Origin of the sequence: Streptomyces sp. NPDC001604 (assembly GCF_042893475.1) — a bacterium.
GTDB lineage: Bacteria > Actinomycetota > Actinomycetes > Streptomycetales > Streptomycetaceae > Streptomyces.
Map to the genome: position 1 here is coordinate 133213 of NZ_JBIAUY010000014.1, position 21704 is coordinate 154916.

Genomic DNA, 21704 nt, shown 5'->3' on the forward strand with positions numbered 1-21704 from the left:
CGGTCCCCCAGGGGATTGGGCACCTGCCTCTGCCAGATTTGTACGGCCAAATCTGTGGCAGTGTCAATGCTGCCGTCAGCTCGTGACCTGTGTCTTAGTGCACCCTCGTGATGTGTCGGGGCAGACATCGGGGCCCGGGCGGGACTTTGTACAGAACAATGCGGGCGCGCTGGGAGCCAGGCGGCATCGCCGCCGGTGTCAGCGCCGCGTCAGTGTTTGCCCGATGCCCGTCAGCGTTGCGTCATGAGCCGGCGGATCAGCGGGGCGGGCCGGCATAGCGTCATCGGTGCGTCCCGTTCCGCCTCCCCGCATGCGGGGCGCCCAGCCACTCGCCCGACCCGGGCCCACTCGGGTCACCGCCCCCTGGAGGCGTCCCATGGCAGACATCCTGTCCGGCGAAGACCCGGAACCCTCTGATCCGTTCCCGGTCGGACCACTGTTCGTTCCCGTCCGGCCGGGACCCTCGGGGTGTGTGACGCGTGTCTTCCGCACACCTCTCGGCGACCGTACGGCCGTCGCCTTCACCTCCGAGAGTCGGCTGACCGCGACGCTCGGCCCCGGACAGGCGTGGGTCAGGCTCGCCGAGCCGGCTCTGCGCGCGCTGACCCAACCGCTCGGCGTCACCACCGTCACGGTGGATCCCCAGTTCACGGCCCGGGCCGCCCGGCCGGTGAACCCCGTCGTTCCCACGCTCGCTGTACGCGTCGGCTGAGAGAGGACACGATGACCACGCTTCACGACAGTTCCGTCAGTCCCATGGACGGCGACCTCTCGGTCTGGCCCGCGTCCACCACCGAGACCCGGCCGGGCGACCTGGCAGTCGGCGGGGTACCGCTCGCCGAGATCGCCGATCGCTTCGGCACACCCGTCTACGTCCTCGACGAGGCCGAGGTCCGCGACCGCTGCCGTGCCTATCGCAACGCCTTCCCCGACACCGAGATCCTCTACGCGGCCAAGGCGTTCCTGTGCCGCGCAATGATCCACTGGATGGACGAGGAGGGCCTCGGGCTCGACGTCTGCTCGGCCGGTGAACTGGAGCAGGCCGTCATGAGCGGGTTCCCGCCCGAGCGGATCGTGCTCCACGGCAACGCCAAGTCCCCACGCGACCTGGAATCGGCGTTGCGCCTCGGCGTGGGCCGCATCGTCATCGACAGCCCGTCGGAGATCGCCCGGCTGGCCGCCGCCGTCGGGCCACAGGGCCACCAGAAGATCATGGTCCGTGTGGTGCCCGGTATCAGTGCCGGCGGCCACGACAAGATCCGCACCGGTACCGAGGACCAGAAGTTCGGCCTCAGCATCTCCGACGGGTACGCCCAGCACGCGATCGCCCGGACACTCGACCAGCCGCAGCTCGAACTCACCGGCCTTCACTGCCACTTGGGCTCGCAGATCACGAGCGTCAAGCCGTATCTGGCCGCCGTGCGGCGCATCGTGGGCCTCATGGCCCGCCTGCACGAGCAGCACGGTCTCGTCCTGCCCGAGCTCGACCTCGGCGGCGGCCACGGCATCGCCTACCGCTCCGGTGAGCAGGCGCTGGATCTGACCACCCTGGCCCGCAAGGTCCGCACCGAGCTGACCGAGGCATGCGCGGCGGCCGGGCTGGCCGTTCCCCGCCTGATCATCGAACCGGGGCGGGCCATCGCCGGACCCGCGGGCATCGCTCTCTACCGCGTGCTCGTCGTCAAGCGCACCGCAGGTCGCACGTACGTCGCCGTCGACGGCGGCATGAGTGACAACCCGCGCCCGGCCCTCTACGGAGTGCACTACGCGCTCCGTCTCGTCGGCCGACACACCACCGACCGGGCGCCGGTCACTGTCGTCGGCCGGCACTGCGAGGCCGGCGACGTGCTCGCCGCCGACGTCGAACTCCCCGCGGACGTACGCCCCGGAGACCTGCTCGCCGTCCCCGTCGCCGGCGCCTACCACCTCTCCATGGCCTCCGGCTACAACCTGGTCGGCCGCCCACCCGTCGCCGCGGTGTGCGACGGCCGCGCCCGGCTTCTCGTGCGCCGTGAGTCGCTGGACGACATCCGCAGCCGCGACGTGGGTCTCTGAGGCCTGTTGCAGAAGTCGCGCCGTCCCCGCGCCCCCGGGGAAACTCAGTTCACGTCAGCAGAGAAGCGAGCTTGCTCCAGGCCTCCCTCGGGAGGGACTCCCGCGATGGCGTGCTGCCGTCCACGATGTTCAGGGCCACATGGTCCGCTCCGGCGGCGATGTACTCGTCGATGCGGGCGCGGATCTGTGTTTCGTCGCCCCAGGCGTAGACCGCGTCGATGAGACGGTCGCTGCCGCCGTTCGCCAGGTCGTCCTCCGTGAAGCCGTTGCGGAGGAAGTTGTTGGTGTAGTTGGGGAGGGTGAGGTACAGGGCGAGGTAGTCGCGGGCCACGGCGCGGGCTCGGGCCGGTTCGGACTCCAGGACGACCTTCAGCTCCGGTGCCAGCAGCGGGGCGTCGCCCAGGCGCTCGCGGGACGCGGCCGTGTGGTCGGCGGTGACCAGGTACGGGATGGAGCCGGCGGCGCGTTCCCGGGCGAGGTCGATGGACTTGGGGCCGAGGGCCGCAAGGAGGCGGCGGTCGGCGGGCTGGCCCGCTTCGTCCAGGGCGTCCAGGTAGGACACCAGGGCCGAGTAGGGACGTCGGTACTGCTCCGCGAACTTGGCGTGGCTGACGCCGAGGCCCAGGGCGAAGCGGCCGGGGTGCGCGGAGTCCAGCTCGCTGAAGCTCGTGGCGGAGGCGGCGGGCTCGTGCTCCCAGATGCTCTGGATGCTGGTGCCGACCACGATCCGGGAGGTCGCCTCGAGCAGCGGGGCGGCGTCGCGGGCGGAGGCGTTGCCGCCGAGCCAGAGCGCGCCGTAGCCCAGTTCCTCCAACTCTGCTGCCACCTCGGCGAGTTCACCGTTGCGGGACGGGTCCCCGAAGTGCAGGGCCCTGCTCCAGATGCCGTAACGTCCGACGGTTTCCTTCAGGTTGGCGGTCATGAGCGGCGTTTCCCTCCGGTCGGTGTGCGTGGGAGCCGTACACCGGTGGCAACCGGAGGGTGCCGCCGGATCTTCCCGTCAGCCTTCGGGAAGCCGCGGCGCTGCTACCGTGGCCGTCATGTCCAACGAGCCGCCCGGCCTGCGGGCATCGCATGAGGACCGCGACCGGGTCGTGGAGGTGTTGCGGGTCGCCGCCGGGGATGGCCGACTCAGCGCCGAGGAACTGGACAGCCGGCTGGAAAGCGCGCTGACGGCCCGGACGCTCGGCGAGTTGGCCGAGCTCACGACCGACCTGCCCCGCACGCCCGCGATGAAGGGCAAAGACCTCCTCGTCGTCGAACAACACGGCGGCAAGTACGTGCGGGACGGACGCTGGTCGGTACCCGAGCGCATCGAGCTGCGCACGCAATTGTGCCGCGTCACCTTCGACTTCACGCACGCGGTGACCACCTCGGACGTCCTGCGGATCGAGACGGAGATGGCACACGGCAAGCTGGTTCTCGTCGGCTCGTCCGACCTGGTGATCGACACCGACGGGCTCAACCTCACCTACTCCAAGCTGAAGCTCCGCTCCAGGAAATCCGCTGACGCTCCGCGCCTGCGCATCGAACTCGTCGGAAGGCTCGTGCACGCGAAGGTCGTCGAGAAGCGGCGGTGACCGCCCCTCGTGGCGCGGGCAGGCTGCGCGCAGGGTGCCGACGCGCCCTCCCGGGACGCGCTTGCGTGCAGCTCGGGAAGGGCGCGGCAAGATCCGTGACTCAGATGTCCCGCCTGGGATCGCACAGCACCATCACCGCGCGGGCGACCAGTTCGCCCGCGCCGCCGAGTTCCCTCCGGTAGCGGCCCGTTGTGCCTCGTACCGTCTCCGCGAAGGCCGGATCGGCGGGGCGGGCCGGGGGCGGGAGTTCCTGGGCCATCGCGCGGCGGCGTGCGAGGAGCGCGATGATCTCGTCGTCGAGGCGCTCGATCTGGTCGAGTGACGGGTCCGTCGTCAGGCCGGCCGCGTGGTTCGTCATCAGAAGGGCTCTCCGTTTCGCCGGCGGGAGCCGGATCGCGGCTCCCGTCCGTCCTCATCGCAGTTGGTCCTTCATCACCCTGCCCGCCGCGATGAGCGGCAACTCCTCACGGAACCCGGCGGATCGGGGCCGGCGGCTCAGGCCGCTTCGTCGACGCTCGGCTGCGCCATCTCCGCGGGGCCCGCGACACGGCGGGGCAGCAGCAGCGGGGTGGCCAGGACGAGGACGCCGGCGACGGCGATGGCTGCGCGGGGGCCGGTCAGGCCGGCCAGCAGGCCCCACAGGGCGGTCATCGCGGCGGTCGTCGCCTTGGTGGTGACCGACCACGCGGAGAGCGTGCGCGCCACCCGGCCCGGGTCCGTCTGCCGCAGCCGAATGGTGGAGTACACCGGGTTGAAGACGGCACAGGACACGATCACGCCCAGCTCCACGACCATCACGAGCACCAGCCCCGCCGTGCCGCGCCCGACGAAGGCGAGGCCGATCGGCCAGCACGCGCGCAGCGTCCCCGCGACGAGCAGCACGCGGCGCTCTCCGAACCGCGGCACCAGCCGGCGGGCCAGCCGTGAGCCGATCAGGCCGCCGATACTGGGTACGGAGAAGGCCAGACCGTACTGCCAGGCCGCGAAGCCGAGATCGCCGACCATCAGCACGGCGAGCAGCGGAAGCGACACCATGATCAGGGCGTTGTAGAGCACCGTGTTGAAGAACATCGGTCGCAGCGTCGGATGGGCCAGGATGTAGCGCCATCCTTCGAGCAGGCTGCCGCCCGGTGCCTGCCCGGGCGCCGAGGCCGGCCGTACGGGATGGGGCTCGGTCCCGCCGATCGCTCGGATCCCGACGGCCGACAGCAGGAAGCTCACCGCATTGGCCACGACGGTCATCACCGGCCCGAACAGGCCCATCGCGGCCCCGCCCAGGGGCGGCCCCAGAATGGTCGCGGTCCACTGGGTCGCCTCGAACCGCGCGTTCGCGGCGAGCAGGTCCTCGGGCGGCAGCAGCGATTTGACGAAGGCCCCGCTTGCCGCGGTGAAGCTGATGTCGGCCGCGCCGACGACGATCGACACAACCAGAAGTTGTACGAAGGTGAGCGCGCCGAGCGCGAACGCGACCGGAATGCTCAGCAACACCCCACACCGGACCAGGTCCATGGACATCATCACGGGCCGCTTGTGGCGGAACTCCATCCACGGTCCGAGCGGCGTCGCCACCGCCGCCCCCACCGCGAGCCCGGCCGCCGACAGCACCGCCACCTCGGTCGCCCCGGCATGCAGCACGATCACCGCTATCAGCGAGAACGCGTCGAAGGCGAGCCATGTCCCGATCGCGCTGACGGTGTACGCCCCCCACAGCCATCCGAACTGCCGCCCCAACGCCTGCCCGCCCCGCATGCCCGGCCTCCCCGTGCCGCCCGATCCCGACCGGCGACATCAAAGCCGGTCACGCGGGCCGGGGGCAAACAACCGACGCGCCGGTCGCCCGACAACCTGAAGTTGTGGGACCAGCGGCAACAGGGCGTTGTAGAAAAGGGCGCGTGGACATCGACGCAGTGCGTACTTTCGTGGCCGTCGCGGACGCCGGACAGTTCCGGGAAGCGGCCCTCGGCCTGGGCGTCACCCAGCAGGCCGTCTCCAAGCGGGTCGCCGCGCTGGAGAAGGACCTCGGCGCGCGGCTGTTCACCCGCACTGCGCGTGGCGCCCAGCTCACCGTCGACGGCCAGGTCTTCCTGCCCCACGCCCGCGAACTCCTGCAGGCCGAGGAGCGCGCCGCTGCCTCCGTACGGCCCGGCCGCCGTGCCCTGCGCGTCGACGTGATCGGCCGCCGGCTCGCCCCGGCCGATCTGATCCGGGACTTCCACCGCGCCCACCCCGACTCGGCCCTCGACGTCGTCACGCTCTTCGACGCCGACGCGGCGATCTCCGCGGTGCGGTCCGGCACCATCGACGCGTCCTTCCGCGCGCTCACGTTTCCCGCGCGTCAGCTGCCCGAGGGCATCGGGGCGGCCCGCGTCCACGACGAGCCCCTCGAACTCCTCACCGGCCCCCGGCACGCGCTTGCCTCCTGCCGCGCCGTCACCCCGGCCCAGCTGTCCGGCCACCGGATCTGGATGCCCGGCAACGTGGCGGGCACCGAATGGGCCGCCTATTACGACGACCTGGCCGCGGCCTTCGGCTTCACCATCGAGGTCACCGGTCCCGACTTCGGCACCGAACCGCTCCTCGACACCATCGCCGACTCCTCGCTGCTCGCTACTTTCGTCGGCGTACAGACCCGGATGGTCTGGCCGGCCGACCACGACCTGCGCCGTATCCCCGTGCGCGACCCCACGCCCGTCTACCCGCACTCGCTGATCTGGCGCGCCGACAACCCGCATCCGGCGCTGGCCTCGCTCCGCGCCCACCTCGGCACCGCGCGACGGGACACCGACACCTGGACCCCGAAGTGGGCCCAGTGACGGCCAGTTGAGGGCGTCCGGGTCGGGGCCGGTGCGCAGCCCCCGGCCCAGGGCGGCGATCGCGGCCTGCTCCTCGTCGCCGAGGGCGAAGTCGAAGAGGTCGATGTTCTCGCGGATGAGGGCGGGTGTGACGGCCTTCGGGATCACCACGTTGCCGAGCTGAAGGTGCCGGCGCGGCACCACCTGCGCCGGCGACCTGCCGTACCGCTCGGCGATCTCCGTCAGTGCGGGCTCGGTCGGCACCGCGCCCTGCACCGGCGGACTCCAGGCCGCCGTGGCGATGCCCAGGTGGCCGTGGAGGGCGCGCAGTTCACGCTGCTGGAGGCCGGGTGCGGTTCGATCTGGTTGCCGGCCCGCACCAGTGCACTGCCCATTGGTGATCAGTGCCGTGCGGCGGCCGGGATGTGCTCGGCGGGTGCGGACGCGGCCACGACCCGGCCCGCCGGACGGGTGCGGCGGTCGAGGGAGGCCGCCAGGAAGGACAGGAGCAGCGCGCTGCCGGCCAGCAGGGCGCCGACCCAGTTAGGTGCCGTGTAGCCGAGCCCGGCCGAGATGACGAGACCGCCGAGCCAGGCGGACAGCGCGTTGCCGAGGTTGAAGGCACCGATGTTGGCTGCGGAGGCCAGAGTCGGGGCGGCTGAGGCCTGGTCGAGCACCCACTTCTGCAGCGGGGGCACCGAGGCGAAGCCCAGCGCACCGATCAGCGTCAGCGTGATGGCGGCGAGAACCTTGTTGTGGGCGGTCGCCGTGAACAGCAGCAGCGCCAGGGACAGCGCACCGAGCGCGGTGAACAGCATGGGCATGAGGGCGCGGTCGGCGAACCGGCCGCCCACCAGGTTGCCCAGGAACATCCCGGCCCCGAACAGCACCAGCAGCCAGGTCACCGCACCGGCCGAGTAACCGGCGACCTCGGTCATCATCGGCGTGATGTAGGTGATCGCGGCGAACACCCCGCCGAAGCCGAGGACCGTCATCGCCATCGCGATCCACACCTGCACATTGCGGAAGGCCGCGAATTCGGTACGGATGGTGCCGGACTCCGGGCGGCCCGGCTCGGGCACCAGCTTCGCCACCCCGACGAGACCCGCCACGCCGAGCGCGGCGACAGCGGTGAAGGTGACCCGCCACCCGGCGGCCTGGCCGATGTACGTGCCCAGCGGGACGCCCACGACATTGGCGACGGTCAGGCCCGTGAACATCAGGGAGATCGCGGACGCCTTCTTCTCCGGCGCGACCAGGCCGGCCGCGACCACGGAGCCGATGCCGAAGAACGCACCGTGCGCGAGAGAGGCGATCACCCGGCCGGCGAGCATCACGCCGAAGGTGGGGGCGAACGCGGACAGGGTGTTGCCCACCACGAACAGGCCCATGAGGAACATGAGCATCTTCTTGCGGGAGACCTTGGTGCCCAGGACCGTCAGCAGGGGCGCGCCGAACACGACGCCCAGGGCGTAGCCGGAGACGAGCCAGCCGGCGGTGGGGATGGAGACGCCGAAGTCACCCGCGACCTCGGGCAGCACGCCCATGATCACGAATTCCGTGGTGCCGATCCCGAAGGCCCCGATGGCCAGGGCCAGGAGGGCGAGAGGCATGGGAACTACCTTCCAGGCGATTGCGTGTAACGCTTACAGGCGTCGACAATAGTTGCAGACGCGCGATAAACGCAACCGCATCGAATGGCTTGAGCGGGTAGTAGGTGTCTGCAAGTATCGGGTAGTAGGTGTCTGTAAGTATTTGGTCAAGTGAAAACCCCCGCAGCGCTCCGGCGGCGGGGGTCTCGGTGTGTCAGGCAGGAACGCGAAGCGTCTCGACGGCTTGGACCAGCGGGGCGAGCTCCGGGCTCTGGGCGGCCTCGTCCAGGGCCTCGCGCAGGGCCGCCTCGTTGGTCGGGCGGGCCTCCTCCAGGAGCCGCAGGCCGGACTCGGTGACGTCGGTGTAGATGCCGCGCCGGTCGGTGGGGCACAGGTAGCGGGTCAGCAGCCCGCGGTCCTCCAGGCGCGTGACCAGCCGGGTCGTGGCGCTCTGGCTGAGGACCACCGCGTCGGCGACCTGCTTCATCTGCAGGTGCCCGCCCTCCCCGTCGTGCTGCCGGCTCAGCACGTCCAGCAGCGAGTACTCGCGCACGCTCAGATCGTGCCCGGCCTGCAGGGCGCGCTCGATGTGGGCCTCGATCCTGCCGTGCAGCAGCGACAGGGCGGACCAGCTCGACGCGAGCGCGGTGAGCGCCGGATCCGTCGCGGTCATGGGCTGGGTCCTCCGTCCCGAAGTGCCTGCGGCCCAGGATAGGACATCTGTGAAATTGTCGGCGAGGGCTGGTAGGGCGCGTATGCAAGGGGTGTGGGGTCGCGGTCGCGGGGATCCGCCTGGTACACCCATGGCATGGCAGACGAGGAATCCGGTCCTTTCGCGGCGGGGCAGACGGCGCTCGTCGTACCCGTACCCGAGGCGGAAGCGGCGGTCCGGCCCTGGCGGGACCGCTTCGACCCGGCGGCCCGAGCCGGTGTCCCGGCCCACGTCACCGTGGTCTTCCCCTTCCTGCCCGCCTCCCTCGTCGACGCCGTGACCTGCGCCGCCCTGGACGAGATCTTCGCGCAGCACCGCTCCTTCGAGGTGCGGTTCGAGGAATCCGGACGGTTTCCCGGGGTGCTCTACCTCGCGCCCACCCCCGACTATCCGTTCCGCGGGCTCACCGAGGCGGTCGTCGAGCGCTGGCCGGAAGCACCGCCGTACGGCGGGAAGTACGACCCCCACCCGCACCTCACGGTCGCCCAGGGCCAGGACGAGGCCGTGCTGGACGAGATCGAGGCCGGCCTGCGCCCCGCCCTCCCTTTCACGGCCCGCGTGCCCACCGTCGACCTCGTGGCCTACGACGGCACCGACTGGCTGCACCGGGCGTCGTTCCCTCTCCGGTAGCCGCCTCTCTCCGGTAGTCGCGCGGGGCCGCTTCGTCGTCGCACGAAACCCCTTGGCCGCCGCCCCGGCCTCGCCGGTATCGTCCGGGCTCCCGACCGGCCGCAGCGGCAGCCGATCCCTCCGGAAAGCGAACGCCATGGCCAGCCCGCGACCGACGACGACCCTGTGGCGACCCACCGGCCCCAAGGAGCTGGACCTGGTCCGTGAGCTGGAGTGGCGTGCCTGGCCGCCGCGGCTGCCCGAGCAGCCGGTCTTCTACCCGGTGCTCAACGAGGACTACGCCGTCAAGATCGCGCGGGACTGGAACGTCAAGCACGACGGCGCCGGCATCGTCACCCGCTTCGAGGTCGACACGGACTTCCTGAGCCGGTACCCCGTGCGGCAGGCCGGCGGCGAGACCATCCTCGAGCTGTGGGTGCCGGCCGAGGAGCTCGACGAGTTCAACGCCCACATCGACGGCGAGATCCAGGTGGTCCACGAGTTCCGGTGAACCTCGTGCTCGAGGGCTACGGTCGCGCCAAGTGCCGCATCGTCAGCGCCAGTTGCAGCCTGAGCCGGCCCTGCGGGGTGCGCAGCGGCCAGCCGAGCAGGTGCTCGGCCTGGGTCAGGCGGTCCTGGAGCGTGGAGTGGTGCACGTTGATCTCGGCGGCCGCCGCCCGCTGGCTCGTCGTGGCGGCCACGGCGTGCAGCGTGGCCAGCAGCCCGGGCAGCGCGCCCGCCGCCGCTTCCAGGGTCCGCACGTCGGGAGGCGGCTCGGCGCCCGGCACGACGAGATCCGCGAGCAGCGCGATGCCGCCCAGCTCCTCGGCGTACACCACCCGCGGGCCGGGATCCCGGGGCGTGCCGTCGGCAGTGAACCGCAGGGCCGTGCGTGCCGCCGCCCAGGAGCCCGGCAGGTCGAGCACGGGGACGGCCGGCCCCACGCCGAGGCGACCGGCGGGCAACTCGGCGTCGCTCGGTCGGACACCTGCCTGGGCCGTCAGGATGCGGGGCGGTCCGTCGCCGGGGGCAAGGGCGCGGACTCGTACGGCCGGGTCGGCAGGATCGATGGCGAGGCGACGGGCCGCGTGCAGCCGGGCCGGCTCGAGCACCGTGGCGTCGAGCAGCGTCTCGATCAGAGCCGGGTCGTCGGCGGGGGTGGCCGGGGCGCGGCCCCGGGTGCGGTCGAGCACCAGCCGTATCGCACCGGCGGCCCGCTCCAGGATCACCGCGTCGACGACGCTCGGCCCGGAACCCGCCCGCTCCAGCCAGAGAGCCGGGACGCCGCCGGGCTCCAGTGCCGCGCTCGGCCAGTCCGGCTCCGGGGGCGCCTCGGTGTCCTTGCGGGTGCCGTCGGGCTCGACCCGCACCCGCACGCGGCGGCCGGCATCCACGAGCCGCGCCGGACATCCGGCCAGCACGGCCGCCCCGCGCACCAGCGCCTCCAGACCGGCCCTGGTCTCGGCCAGTCGGTCGAAGTAGGCGATGACCCGCACCGCGGCACCGGCATCGGGATCCAGCGCGGTCAGGCGCCCGGCCAGCTCTTTCATACGGGCCATGATGCGCCATGGCGCGCTCGGTGAGGAGCGCCCGAGGCAGTCCGGCGGCACTGCGGGAGCGGTGCGGCCGGACTGCGCTGCTGTCGGTGGACGGCGGGCGTCAGCAGTTCCGCACCGCCCAGACGGGCGAGAAGTCGTGCGACGGGAAGGTCCAGCCGGAGGCGAGGGTGTACAGCGCGTTCCCGTTCAGGCCGTAGTACGTCGAAACGACGCCGCCGGTCTGGTTGTTGTAGTCCGAGCCGATCCCGTTCCACTGGGACAGCGAGTACTTCCTGCACGCGTACAGGTCGAACCGGGTCCCCGTGAAGTTCGCGCCCGTGTACAGACACAGGTTCCCCGAGGCGCAGTCCCCGCCGCCGTTGTTCGCCGACGCGTGACCGGTAACGCCCCCGACGGTCGCGCAGGAGTTGTTGCCGCCGCACGCGGTCGTGCCGGACGAGGAGGCGGAGGCGGTGCCGGCGAGACCGGCGACGGCGGACAGTGCGGCGAGCGTCACCGCGGTCGCCTTGCTGCGGAAAGCCATGGTGTTCCCCCAAGCGGTCGGTCGAAATGGATGCGCCCCGGCCTCGCCTCTCCCAGGTAGCCCGGGCCGCGGGGACAACTCTCGTCATGCATCCGGCGAGCGTCACGTCACTTTGGCTGGGGCCGAAACGACCCAGGAGGCTCTTTCCGCCAAATCCCGACCCACCGGCAACTTTCCCGCCCGACGACCCGTCGGACTGACCGGGGGAGTCATGTGCATGGCGCTTCGACAAGGGGGAACCTTGTTACGCATCCACTGCACCGCCCGGGATCTGGAGACCATTCGGATCGCCCATGGACCTGACCCGCTGTGGGAGATCGTGTGCAGCCTGTGCCGCCTCCAGGACCGTGACGGCCGTATCGCCTTCGGGGGATGGAGAAGAGAGGCCACCAGGCTGATCCGACGGGGCGGCGAGGCACGCGACGCCGTCCGCGCCCTGTGCGACCTCGTACCGCCCCGCTCCCCGTACTTCCCGGACTTCCTCACCCCGCCTCCCGTCCGGCAGGCCGACGGCGTGCGCGCGGGGATCGACCGGGTGCTGAGCACACCGCGCAGCCGAGTACGCACCGAGATCGGGCTGCTGACCGTCCACGCCGGGGCGCCCGCCGCGGCAGACGCGCTCGCCCGCGGTGAATGCGCCGCCCTGAGACGGCTGGGCAGCTCTCTGCTCACTTACCACGAGCTGTTCGTGGGGCCGCTGTGGCAGCGCATCGAGACCGTGGTGGCGGCCGACGTCGCCTGGCGCGGGGGAGCGCTGGCGACCGGCGGCGTCAGGGCGCTGTTGGAGACCTTCCGTCCGATGATCAGCTGGCAGGCCCCCGTCATGGAGGTCGACTACCCGGTCGACCGCGACCTGCTCCTGGAGGGCCGCGGTCTGCTGCTGATGCCCTCGTACTTCTGCTGGCGACGGCCCGTTTCCCTGTTCGACGACAGCCTGCTGCCGGTCCTGGTCTACCCGGTCGACAAGACCGTCGTCCCGGACGCGCCCGTGGCCCCCGGCCGACTCGCCCGGCTCCTCGGACCCACCCGCGCGGCCCTGCTGTACGAGACCGCCACCCGAGGCTCCGCCTCCACCACCGCACTCGCCGGCACGGTCGCCGTGTCCGTGCCCTCCGCGAGCCAGCAGCTCGGGGTGTTGCGCGAGGCCGGCCTCGTCAGCAGCCATCGCGACGGCAAGTACGTCCTGCACAGCATCACCCCGCTGGGGCTGCGGCTGCTCGGCAACCGCGCCGGTGCGGCGGCCGAGGAACCCTCCTGACCGCCGCCCGCACCGGTCACCGCGCCAGCAACCGCCGCAGCCAGTCCAGATGTGCCGCCCGTGCCGCCTGGGACAGCGATGCCTGGGGGGCGAAGCCGTCGAAGCCGTGGAAGCCGCCCGGCCACACGTGGAGCTCGGCCACTCCGCCGGCCTGCCAGATCCGGGAGGCGTAGGCCACGGTCTCGTCGCGGAAGGTCTCCGCGGAACCGACGTCCAGGAAGGCCGGAGGCAGACCTGAAAGGTCCTCGGCGCGGGCGGGCGCGGCGTACGGCGGCACCTCCGGGCCGCCGCGCTCCTCGCCCAGCAGCGCCGTCCAGCCGGTCTCGTTGGCGGTGCGGTCCCAGACGCCGAGGCCCGCCATCTGGTACGTGGACGGGCTGTCGTTGCGGTCGTCCAGCATCGGGCACATCAGCACCTGGCCGAGCGGCCGCGGGCCTTTGCGGTCCCGGGTCAGCAGGGCCAGTGCCGCACTCAGGCCGCCGCCCGCGCTGGCACCCGCGATCACGATCCGTTCCGGGTCGGCGCCGAGCTCTTCGGCGTGCTCCGCCGTCCACAGCAGACCGGCGTACACGTCCTCGATCTGAGCCGGATACGGATGCTCCGGAGCCAGCCGGTACTCCACCGACACCACGACCGCGTCCAGCTGCTGAGCCCACGCCAGGGGTACGTCCACACCGACCCGGTTGTTGCCGATGACCAGGCCGCCGCCGTGGACGTGGTAGACGACGGGCCGCGGACCGGCGGCCGGCGGGGCGGCGGGTCGGCAGATCAGCAGGGAGATGTCGGGCGCGTTCTCGGGGCCGGGCACGGTACGGTCCTCGACCTCGAAGAACCCGCCCGCGGTCAGGTCGAGCTGGGCGAGCATCTCGATGCCCGGGCCCTGCCGCACCAGGTCGATCTCGTCGAGGGTGAGACCGGGTTGGACCACGTCCTTGATCAGCTCGAGTGCTGCGGCAAGTTCGGGATCGAACGGGGGCGGGACCAGGGTCATGACTGTCTCCTCACGCACGGCGCGGCGGCTCTGGCCGACATGATTCACGCCCCGGCCGCCGTACGGACCGCCGCCGTCCGGCGGAACCTGCCCGCCGGACGGCGGGTGGCCGCCCGACACCCGTTCATGACCTGCCGCTCGGTGCTCCTCGGGGGTGAGTGGGGGCCCCGGCCAGGCGCCCGCCCGCTTGACTTCGAGAGCGCTCGAAGTTCTAGCGTCACTGGGGACGGCAAGGGTCCGGGCGGACGGAGACGGTCATGCGGGTGGGCGTACACATCAACCGGTTCAACCACAGCGGCGGAGGGCCCGCCCTCGGCGCGGAACTCGCCGCGACCGGCGCCGCGGCCGAGGCGGCCGGGATCAGCCGGCTGTCGGTCATGGACCACTACTTCCAGATGGAGTTCAACGGCGGCGCCGAGGACCCCATGCTGGAGGCCTACACGACCCTCGGCTATCTCGCGGGCCACACCTCCACCGTTCAGCTGGGTGCGCTGGTGACCGGCGTGACCTACCGGCACCCCGGACTCCTCGCCAAGATCGCCACCACGCTGGACGTGCTGTCCGGCGGCCGCGCCACCCTCGGCATCGGCGCGGCCTGGTACGACCGCGAGCACGAGGGCCTCGGCGTACCCTTCCCGCCGACCGCCGAGCGCTTCGAACGGCTGGAGGAGACCCTGCGGATCTGTCTGCAGATGTGGGACCCGCAGGCCAACGGCCCCTTCGAGGGCAAGCACTACGAACTGGCCGAGACCCTGTGCGTGCCGGAGCCGGTCAGCAGCCCCCACCCCGAGATCATGATCGGCGGCGGGGGCGAGAAGAAGACCCTGCGCCTGGTCGCCCGGTACGGCGACGCCTGCAACCTGTTCGCGACCTCGCCGGAGGAGGTCCGCCACAAGCTCGACGTGCTGCGCGGGCACTGCGAGGCCGAGGGGCGCGACTACGACCGGATCCGCAAGACGGTCGCCTACATGGGCGAGTCGGCCACGGCCGGCGACCTCGACGCCTTCACGCGGGACATCTCCGGCTACACCAAGCTCGGCCTGGACACCGTGATCCTCGTGCCGCGTCTCGGCGAGCCCGCGGCGTGGATCGAGAGCTTCGCGGCCCCGGCCGTTCAGCGGCTGGCCGGGCTGGAGTGAGGCTCCGCGGGACCACTGCGCGAGACGACGCGCATCCCGCAGCCGTCGACCACCCGGACCTGCAGCGAGCCGCAGCCACAACGCGTCCACACCGTGCGGCCCGCCGCGGTGCTGTGCCTCGACACCACCTGGAAGGGTTCGGCGCCGTCCGGCCAACCGCAGTGCGGGCAGGCGGTGGCGGTCGTGCTGATCATGGCAACTCCTCGGTACGTCCTGACTGGTGGGCCGTCGCGACACACCCAGCGTGCAGCCCGTGATCCGTACACGTCCAGGTTGACTTTGTGGACCCGACCTTGAAGCCTGGGCTTCATGATTGACCTGCGCCGACTGCACGTCCTGCGGGCGGTTGCCCACTACGGCACGGTCACCGCGGCCGCCCGCGCCCTGCACTTCACCACGTCCGCGGCCTCGCAGCAGATCCGCCAGCTCGCCCGCGACCTCGGCGTCGACCTCCTCGAACCACAGGGCCGCGGCGTGCGGCTCACCCCCGCCGCCGAGAGCCTGCTCGCGCACGCGGACGCGATCCAGGCCCGCTGGGAACAGGCCGAGCTCGACCTGCGCGCCGAGCACGCCCCCGCCGGGCCGCTGCGCGTGAGCGGGTTCCCGGTGGCCGTCTCGGTGCTGCTGGCCCCGATGGCGGTCCGGCTGCACGAGCGCCATCCGCGGCTGTGCGTGCGCATCCAGGAGGCCGGCGTCCCCGGCAGCTTCGACCTTCTCTTCGAGGGGGAGACCGACCTCGCCGTCGTCGAGGCCACCCCGCACAACCCGCCCCTGAGCGACACCCGTTTCGACCAGCAGCCGCTCCTGGACGACCCGTTCGACCTCGTCGTCCCCGAGGACCACCCGCTGGCCGGGCGCGAACGCGTCGACCTGGCCGACGCGGCGCACGAGGACTGGATCGCCCCGGTCGCGGACAGCCCCTGCCGCCCGCATGTGCTGTCCGCCTGCGGGGAGGCGGGGTTCAGCCCGGACATCGTCCATCACGCGCTGGACTGGAACGTCACGGCCCACCTGGTCGCGAGCCGCCTCGGGGTCGCGCTGGTCCCGCGGCTGGCCCAGTTGACCCCGCATCTGCCGATCACCCGGGTGCGCTGCACCGGCAACCCGCACCGCAAGCTGCTCACCTGCACCCGCCGGGGCGCCCGGGAACGGCCCGCGGTCGCGGCCGCACTGCAGGAGCTGCGCGAACTGGCGCCGACGGCGGTGGCCTGACACCCGGACGAGGCACACAAAGGGGCCGGAGCTGATCCGCTCCGGCCCCTCAGGTTCTGCTGCGGTTGCGTCCGCTCAGGCGGCAGCGGCCTCGTCCGCGTGGCCGTGGATGCGGGCGATGACCTCGGTCAGCTGCGCGGCGACCTCGGCGTCGTCGGCCGGGTGGGTCTCGGCGAAGCGGACCACGGAGCCGGGGATGGAGAGCTTGACGTCCTCCAGCACCTTGCCGCCGGCGATGCCCACGGCCTTGCGGGTCTCGTCCTGCGCCCACACACCGCCGAACTGGCCGAAGGCGGTGCCGACCACGGCGACCGGCTTGCCGCCGAAGGCGCCGGCGCCGTAGGGGCGGGACAGCCAGTCGATGGCGTTCTTCAGGACGGCCGGGATGGTGCCGTTGTACTCGGGGGAGAAGAACAGGAACGCGTCGGCGGCCTGTGCGGCCTCGCGGAGCTTCGTGGCGGCGGCCGGGACGCTGCCCTCGACGTCGATGTCCTCGTTGTAGAAGGGGATCTCGGCCAGACCCTCGAACAGCACGACGTCCGCGCCCTCGGGGGCGAGCTTGACGGCCGCCTCGGCGAGCTGGCGGTTGTGCGAACCGGCGCGGAGGCTGCCGACGAGCGCAAGGATGCGAACAGACATGGGGTACTCCAGGGGATGCTGAAACATTGCCGTTACGATCCGGACCGAGGTCCGTTTATTGTTGTAGCACCCTAACCGGACCGCGGTCCAGTTTTGTTCCCGATGCTTTACGCTGTCTTCATGTCCGCCACGCTGCCGCCCTTTCCGAGGCCTCAGGAGCCCGCCGGCGAGCCTGAGTTGCTGCAGCTCAGCTCCGCCGGGGACGAGCCGTGCCTGCGCGCCGACGCCGCCCGCAACCGGGCCCGGCTGCTGGAGGCGGCCACCCGGCTGATCGCGGAGCACGGGGCGGCCGGGGTCACCATGGAGGCGGTCGCCGCCGCGGCCAATGTCGGCAAGGGGACCGTCTTCCGCCGCTTCGGCGACCGGACCGGACTGCTGACGGCACTGCTCGACCATTCGTCGAGGAAGCTGCAGGCCGACTTCCTCGGCGGACCGCCGCCCTTGGGCCCCGGTGCGCCGCCCCTGGAGCGGCTTCGGGCCTTCGGGGTGGCGCTGCTCTACCGCTCGGCCGAGCAGCTGGACCTGCAACTGGCGGCCCAGCCGGAGCCGACCCGCCGGTTCACTCACCCGTCGACCGGGGCACTGACCATGCACGTCACGGTCCTGCTGCGGCAGATCGTGCCGGACGCCGACTGCGATCTGCTGGCCCGGACCCTGATGGGCTATCTCGACCCCGCCCTGATACACCACCTCACCGAGCAGTGCGGGATGCCCCTGGAACGCCTGGAGAAGGGCTGGATCGACCTGGTCGACCGCGTCACCGGCAGCCGCCCGCCCTGCTGAACCCCGCTCGGACGTGGTCGGCGACGCCCCGCCTGTGGTCTCGGCCACAGGTTCTGCAAAGATGCCGTACGTCATGGTGCAGATACCGAAAACGTCCGCGTCCTCGTCGCCCGCACCGCGCTCCGTGCCCACGAGCGCCGATGTGGCCCGCCTGGCCGGCGTCTCGCGCGCGACCGTCTCCTACGTCCTCAACAACGCCAGCGCCGTACGGATCAGCGAGCCCACGCGCCGCCGTGTCCACGAGGCCGCCAAGGAACTCGGGTACGTCCCGCACGCGGCCGCCCGCAGCCTGCGCGCCGGACACAGCCGCATGGTCCTCATGCCCGCGCCGAGCTTCCCGGTCGGTCCCCTCTACAGCCAGTTCATCAGCGAGCTGCAGTGGGCGCTGGGCCGTCTCGACTACACGGTCGTGCAGTACGGCTCCGTCGGCGTGCACGGCGACGAGGCCGCCCGCGCCTGGGCCGAGCTGCGCCCGGTCGCGGTCCTGGTGCCCGGCCCCGGCTCCCTCACCCCGCAGGGCGTGACCGTGCTCAAGCGCTCCGGCGCCCGGGCCGTCGTCACCCTCGGCCCCGACTCCGTCGACGGCGCCCACGCCCTGCTCATGGACCACGAGGCCGTCGGCCACTGCGCCGGCAGCCATCTCTTCGACCGCGGCCGGCGCCGCGTCGGTGTCGTCGTACCCGAGGAGGACGGCCTGGAGTCCTTCTCCCTGCCCCGCCTCGAAGGCGTGCGCCGCGCCCTGCACGGCACCGACGCCACCGTCACCGAACTGCCCCTCGGCTACGAGGAGGAATCCGCCGCGCGCCTCGCCGCCCGCTGGCGGGAACTCGACCTGGACGCCGTGTTCGCGTACAACGACGAGTACGCGATGCTGCTGATGCGCGCCCTGCAGGACGCGGGGGTGCGCATCCCGGAGGACACGGCCGTGATCGGCGCCGACGACCTCATGCTCGGCCGGCTGCTCAGGCCCCGGCTGAGCACGGTCCACATCGAGCTGCCGTCCGGCCGCGACCTCGCCGAACTGGTCGACCGCGCGGTCCGCAACCCGGGCGCCGCGCCCGAGACGCACAAGGTGCTGGGAGCCACGGTGGTCCACCGCGACTCCAGCTGAACCCCCGGGAGGCGCGCATGCGCACGACGGTCGGCATCATCGGCGGCGGCCCCGCCGGGCTGCTCCTGGCCCGGCTGCTGCACCGCACGGGCATCGACTGCGTCGTCCTGGAGGCCAGGACCCGCGAGTACGTCGAGCACCGTCAGCGCGCCGGAATGCTGGAACAGGGCACCGTCGACGCGCTGCGCGAGGCCGGTGCCGCCGAGCGGATGAACGCCGAGGGCCTCGTCCACCAGGGCATCGAGCTGCGCTTCGACCGAGAACGCCACCACATCGACTTCCCGGCCCTCACCGGCGGCCGCACCGTCACCATCTACGCCCAGACCGAGATCGTCAAAGACCTCGTCGCCCTCCAACTGGCCGACGGGCCGCCCCTGTTGTTCGAGGCGGAGGCCCTCGCGATCGAGAAGCCGGAGAGCGCCTCGCCCGTCGTACGCTTCCTGCACGAGAGCCGCGAACAGACGCTGACCTGCGACTGGGTGATCGGCTGCGACGGCTTCCACGGCATCTCCCGCGACACCTTCCCCGCCGCGAGCAGCCGCTCGTACACGCACGACTACCCGTACTCCTGGCTCGGCATCCTCGCCGACGTGGCACCCTCCTGCGAGGAGCTGATCTACGCGCGCGGCGACGGCGGCTTCGCCCTGCACAGCATGCGCTCCCCGCACCTGTCCCGCCTCTACCTCCAGGTCCCCAACCACACCGACCCCGAGGACTGGCCCGACGAGCGCATCTGGGACGAACTCGCCGCCCGCTTCGCCGTCGACGCCGACTGGACCCTGCACCGCGGTCCGATCACCGCCAAGTCGGTGACCTCGATGCGTAGCTACGTCCACGAACCGATGCGCCACGGCAGGCTGCTGCTGGCCGGCGACGCCGCCCACATCGTGCCGCCGACCGGGGCCAAGGGCCTCAACCTCGCCGTCTCGGACGTCCGCGTCCTCGCCCGCGCCTTCGCCGAGCTGCACCGCAGCGGATCCGAGCAACTCCTCGACGCCTATTCGGAGATCTGCCTCGCGCGGGTGTGGCAGGCCACACGTTTCTCCTATGACATGACTAAGATGTTGCATGCTCAACCAGATGGGGATGCGTTCGAGAACCGACTGCAGTTGACACGTCTGCGCCGGATCGCCGCATCCCGCCACGCGGCCGCCGAACTGGCCGCCAACTACACGGGACTTCCGCTCATGACCTGAGTCCCGCCGGTGACGAAACGGAGAGCCGTCATGCCGTTGCTCGACCCGAAGACCTGGCAGCCCCGACCCCTGTCGGGACCGGAGTACGCCGTGACGGAGCCCGCCACCGGGGACACCCTCGCGACCGTCACCCTGGCCTCGGCCGCGGACGTCGGCCCGGCCGCCGAGGCCGCCCGCACCGCCCAGACCGAGTGGGCCCGCGTCCCGCACTTCGTCCGCGCCGGCGTGCTGCGCAAGGCCGGTGACCTGTTCGCCGCACACGCCGAAGAGCTGCGCGAATGGCTCGTCCGCGAGTCCGGCTCGATCCCCGGCAAGGCCGAGTTCGAGCTGCATGTGGCCGCTCAGGAGTGCTACGAGGCCGCCGCCCTCGCCTCCCGCCCGGCCGGACAGATCCTGCCCAGCGAGGCGCCCCGGCTGTCGTACACGCGCCGCATCCCGGTCGGCGTGGTGGGCGTGATCTCGCCGTTCAACGCCCCGCTGATCCTCTCGATCCGCTCGGTCGCCCCGGCCCTCGCGCTCGGCAACGCGGTCGTTCTCAAGCCGGACCCGCGCACCGCGGTCTGCGGCGGGCTCTCCCTCGCCGCGGTCTTCGCCGAGGCAGGCCTGCCCGAGAACCTGCTGCACATCCTGCCGGGCGGCCCCGACGTCGGCCAGGCCCTGGTCGCCGACCCGAAGGTGCCTGTCATCTCCTTCACCGGCTCCACGGCAGCGGGCCGCGCGGTCGGCGAGGCGGGCGGCCGCCACCTCAAGCGCGTCCACCTGGAACTCGGCGGCAACTCCGCCATGGTCGTCCTCGAGGACGCCGACCTGGACGCGGTGATCTCCACGGCCGCCTGGGGGTCGTTCTTCCACCAGGGCCAGATCTGCATGACGACCGGCCGCCACCTGGTGCACCAGTCGCTCTACGAGGAGTACGTCGAGCGCCTCGCCGCCAAGGCCGACTCCCTCGCCGTGGGCGACCCGCACCGCGAGCAGGTCCACCTCGGCCCGATCATCGACGACAACCAGCTCGCCAAGGTGCACGGCCTGGTCGAGGCCAGCACGTCAGGCGGCGCCAAGCTGGCCGCGGGTGGCACCCACGACCGCCTGTTCTACCGTCCGACGGTTCTCGCCGGCGTCGACGATCACAGCCCCGCCTACGCCGAAGAGGTCTTCGGTCCGGTCGCGCCGGTACGGTCCTTCGCCACCGTCGACGAGGCGGCGGCCCTCGCATCGGCGGGGGAGTACGGCCTGTCCCTGGGCATCGTCACCCGTGACGCGGCCCGCGGCCTCGACCTCGCCGAGCGCATCCCGACCGGCATCGTCCACATCAACGACCAGACGGTCAACGACGAGGCCGTGGCGCCCTTCGGCGGCATCGCCGCGTCCGGCACCGGCGCCCGCTTCGGCGGCGAGGCCAACCTGGAGGCCTTCACCGACGTGCGCTGGACGACGGTGCGCGGTGACGTGGCGCCGTACCCCTTCTAGAGAGGGCGACCGGTCCCGAGAGGGCTACTGGCCGTTCTGCTCGGCCTGCGCCTGCTGCTCCGCGACCGCCTTGCGGACCTCGTCCATGTCCAGCTTGCGGGCCTGGCCGATGACGTCCGTCAAGGCGGCCTCGGGCAGCGCGCCCGGCTGCGCGAACACCGCGACCTGGTCGCGGACGATCATCAGCGTCGGGATCGACTGGATACCGAAGGCCGCGGCCAGCTCCGGCTGCGCCTCGGTGTCGATCTTGCCGAACACCAGGTCCGGGTTGTCCTCGGCCGCCTTCTCGTAGACCGGCGCGAACTGACGGCACGGCCCGCACCACGACGCCCAGAAGTCGATCAGGACGAAGTCGTTGTCCGTGACCGTCTGGTCGAAGTTCTCCTTGGTGAGCTCCACGGTGCTGCTCATGACCTGAAATCCCTCTTCCTGCTGTCGGGCGAAGCCGTCGGCACAACACGGCCGGCCGGTCACGTATTCCGCGCC

The 21704-nt window shown here is 71.8% G+C and carries 24 protein-coding genes and 1 pseudogene; 13 read left to right on the plus strand and 12 right to left on the minus strand.

The window, feature by feature from the left end:
• Nucleotides 1-376: 376 nt before the first annotated feature.
• Nucleotides 377-712: an SAV_915 family protein gene (locus ACFY1E_RS31965; protein ID WP_389081951.1), complete on the plus strand. Its 336-nt coding sequence runs from the start codon at nt 377-379 to the stop codon at nt 710-712.
• Between the two features lie 11 nt (nt 713-723).
• Nucleotides 724-2055 (plus strand): diaminopimelate decarboxylase, encoded by a 1332-nt coding sequence (gene lysA, locus ACFY1E_RS31970; RefSeq protein ID WP_389081954.1) that lies wholly within the window; start codon nt 724-726, stop codon nt 2053-2055.
• A 49-nt stretch (nt 2056-2104) separates the two neighbouring features.
• Here lysA and ACFY1E_RS31975 read toward each other — a convergent pair whose 3' ends face one another.
• Entirely contained in the window at nt 2105-2977 is an 873-nt protein-coding gene (locus tag ACFY1E_RS31975; protein ID WP_389081957.1) for an LLM class F420-dependent oxidoreductase, read from the minus strand.
• Between the two features lie 118 nt (nt 2978-3095).
• On the opposite strand from ACFY1E_RS31975, the gene ACFY1E_RS31980 reads away from it, so the two are divergent.
• Nucleotides 3096-3635: a DUF1707 domain-containing protein gene (locus ACFY1E_RS31980; protein ID WP_389081959.1), complete on the plus strand. Its 540-nt coding sequence runs from the start codon at nt 3096-3098 to the stop codon at nt 3633-3635.
• Between the two features lie 100 nt (nt 3636-3735).
• On the opposite strand, the gene ACFY1E_RS31985 is transcribed toward ACFY1E_RS31980, so the two are convergent.
• Both ACFY1E_RS31985 and ACFY1E_RS31990 read right to left on the minus strand, forming a co-directional pair.
• Nucleotides 3736-3993, minus strand: a complete 258-nt coding sequence (locus ACFY1E_RS31985) for a hypothetical protein (RefSeq protein WP_389081961.1) — start codon at nt 3991-3993, stop codon at nt 3736-3738.
• A 137-nt stretch (nt 3994-4130) separates the two neighbouring features.
• The gene (locus ACFY1E_RS31990; protein ID WP_389081963.1) at nt 4131-5384 is read right to left on the minus strand and encodes an MFS transporter; all 1254 of its coding nucleotides are present in this window, start codon (nt 5382-5384) and stop codon (nt 4131-4133) included.
• Nucleotides 5385-5527: 143 nt separating this feature from the next.
• Here ACFY1E_RS31990 and ACFY1E_RS31995 point away from each other — a divergent pair, with 143 nt between their 5' ends.
• On the plus strand, nt 5528-6448 hold the full coding sequence (locus ACFY1E_RS31995; RefSeq protein ID WP_389081966.1) for a LysR family transcriptional regulator: 921 nt from the start codon (nt 5528-5530) through the stop codon (nt 6446-6448).
• Nucleotides 6449-6454: 6 nt separating this feature from the next.
• On the opposite strand, the pseudogene ACFY1E_RS32000 reads toward ACFY1E_RS31995, so the two are convergent.
• From ACFY1E_RS32000 to ACFY1E_RS32010, 3 genes and pseudogenes are all read right to left on the minus strand, one after another.
• Nucleotides 6455-6810, minus strand: a pseudogene (locus ACFY1E_RS32000) (aldo/keto reductase); the annotation flags it as partial.
• A gap of 18 nt (nt 6811-6828) precedes the next feature.
• Nucleotides 6829-8040 carry an MFS transporter gene (locus ACFY1E_RS32005; RefSeq protein WP_389081968.1) on the minus strand — a complete coding sequence of 404 codons (1212 nt, stop codon included), beginning with the start codon at nt 8038-8040 and terminating at the stop codon, nt 6829-6831.
• A gap of 193 nt (nt 8041-8233) precedes the next feature.
• Complete coding sequence (locus ACFY1E_RS32010; RefSeq protein ID WP_389081971.1) at nt 8234-8692, minus strand: MarR family winged helix-turn-helix transcriptional regulator; 459 nt, start codon at nt 8690-8692, stop codon at nt 8234-8236.
• 135 nt (nt 8693-8827) lie between these two features.
• On the opposite strand from ACFY1E_RS32010, the gene ACFY1E_RS32015 reads away from it, so the two are divergent.
• Together ACFY1E_RS32015 and ACFY1E_RS32020 are read left to right on the plus strand one after the other, a co-directional pair.
• Nucleotides 8828-9361: a 2'-5' RNA ligase family protein gene (locus tag ACFY1E_RS32015; protein WP_389081973.1), complete on the plus strand. Its 534-nt coding sequence runs from the start codon at nt 8828-8830 to the stop codon at nt 9359-9361.
• A gap of 136 nt (nt 9362-9497) precedes the next feature.
• Nucleotides 9498-9851: a hypothetical protein gene (locus tag ACFY1E_RS32020; RefSeq protein ID WP_389081976.1), complete on the plus strand. Its 354-nt coding sequence runs from the start codon at nt 9498-9500 to the stop codon at nt 9849-9851.
• Nucleotides 9852-9867: 16 nt separating this feature from the next.
• Here the strand turns inward: ACFY1E_RS32020 and ACFY1E_RS32025 are convergent, their stop codons facing one another.
• Complete coding sequence (locus ACFY1E_RS32025; RefSeq protein WP_389081978.1) at nt 9868-10890, minus strand: helix-turn-helix domain-containing protein; 1023 nt, start codon at nt 10888-10890, stop codon at nt 9868-9870.
• 109 nt (nt 10891-10999) lie between these two features.
• Entirely contained in the window at nt 11000-11422 is a 423-nt protein-coding gene (locus ACFY1E_RS32030; RefSeq protein WP_389081980.1) for a peptidase inhibitor family I36 protein, read from the minus strand.
• Between the two features lie 241 nt (nt 11423-11663).
• On the opposite strand from ACFY1E_RS32030, the gene ACFY1E_RS32035 reads away from it, so the two are divergent.
• Nucleotides 11664-12680, plus strand: a complete 1017-nt coding sequence (locus tag ACFY1E_RS32035) for an ArsR/SmtB family transcription factor (RefSeq protein WP_389081982.1) — start codon at nt 11664-11666, stop codon at nt 12678-12680.
• 16 nt (nt 12681-12696) lie between these two features.
• Here ACFY1E_RS32035 and ACFY1E_RS32040 read toward each other — a convergent pair whose 3' ends face one another.
• On the minus strand, nt 12697-13671 hold the full coding sequence (locus ACFY1E_RS32040) for an alpha/beta hydrolase (RefSeq protein ID WP_389081985.1): 975 nt from the start codon (nt 13669-13671) through the stop codon (nt 12697-12699).
• 257 nt (nt 13672-13928) lie between these two features.
• Here ACFY1E_RS32040 and ACFY1E_RS32045 point away from each other — a divergent pair, with 257 nt between their 5' ends.
• Nucleotides 13929-14810 (plus strand): LLM class F420-dependent oxidoreductase, encoded by an 882-nt coding sequence (locus tag ACFY1E_RS32045; RefSeq protein WP_389081987.1) that lies wholly within the window; start codon nt 13929-13931, stop codon nt 14808-14810.
• On the opposite strand, the gene ACFY1E_RS32050 is transcribed toward ACFY1E_RS32045, so the two are convergent.
• Nucleotides 14786-15004, minus strand: a complete 219-nt coding sequence (locus ACFY1E_RS32050) for a hypothetical protein (RefSeq protein WP_389081990.1) — start codon at nt 15002-15004, stop codon at nt 14786-14788. The genes ACFY1E_RS32045 and ACFY1E_RS32050 overlap by 25 nt on opposite strands.
• 115 nt (nt 15005-15119) lie before the next feature.
• Here ACFY1E_RS32050 and ACFY1E_RS32055 point away from each other — a divergent pair, with 115 nt between their 5' ends.
• The gene (locus ACFY1E_RS32055; protein ID WP_389081993.1) at nt 15120-16022 is read left to right on the plus strand and encodes a LysR family transcriptional regulator; all 903 of its coding nucleotides are present in this window, start codon (nt 15120-15122) and stop codon (nt 16020-16022) included.
• A gap of 75 nt (nt 16023-16097) precedes the next feature.
• Here the strand turns inward: ACFY1E_RS32055 and ACFY1E_RS32060 are convergent, their stop codons facing one another.
• Nucleotides 16098-16661, minus strand: coding sequence for an NAD(P)H-dependent oxidoreductase (locus tag ACFY1E_RS32060; protein WP_389081995.1), 564 nt, complete (start codon nt 16659-16661; stop codon nt 16098-16100).
• 102 nt (nt 16662-16763) lie between these two features.
• On the opposite strand from ACFY1E_RS32060, the gene ACFY1E_RS32065 reads away from it, so the two are divergent.
• From ACFY1E_RS32065 to ACFY1E_RS32080, 4 genes are all read left to right on the plus strand, one after another.
• Entirely contained in the window at nt 16764-17444 is a 681-nt protein-coding gene (locus tag ACFY1E_RS32065) for a TetR/AcrR family transcriptional regulator (RefSeq protein ID WP_389081998.1), read from the plus strand.
• A gap of 61 nt (nt 17445-17505) precedes the next feature.
• Nucleotides 17506-18555, plus strand: coding sequence for a LacI family DNA-binding transcriptional regulator (locus ACFY1E_RS32070; protein WP_389082000.1), 1050 nt, complete (start codon nt 17506-17508; stop codon nt 18553-18555).
• 17 nt (nt 18556-18572) lie between these two features.
• On the plus strand, nt 18573-19751 hold the full coding sequence (locus ACFY1E_RS32075; protein ID WP_389082003.1) for a 4-hydroxybenzoate 3-monooxygenase: 1179 nt from the start codon (nt 18573-18575) through the stop codon (nt 19749-19751).
• 30 nt (nt 19752-19781) lie between these two features.
• Nucleotides 19782-21218 (plus strand): benzaldehyde dehydrogenase, encoded by a 1437-nt coding sequence (locus tag ACFY1E_RS32080; protein WP_389082005.1) that lies wholly within the window; start codon nt 19782-19784, stop codon nt 21216-21218.
• Nucleotides 21219-21242: 24 nt separating this feature from the next.
• On the opposite strand, the gene trxA is transcribed toward ACFY1E_RS32080, so the two are convergent.
• Nucleotides 21243-21629 carry a thioredoxin gene (trxA, locus tag ACFY1E_RS32085; RefSeq protein WP_099933232.1) on the minus strand — a complete coding sequence of 129 codons (387 nt, stop codon included), beginning with the start codon at nt 21627-21629 and terminating at the stop codon, nt 21243-21245.
• Nucleotides 21630-21704: the final 75 nt, after the last annotated feature.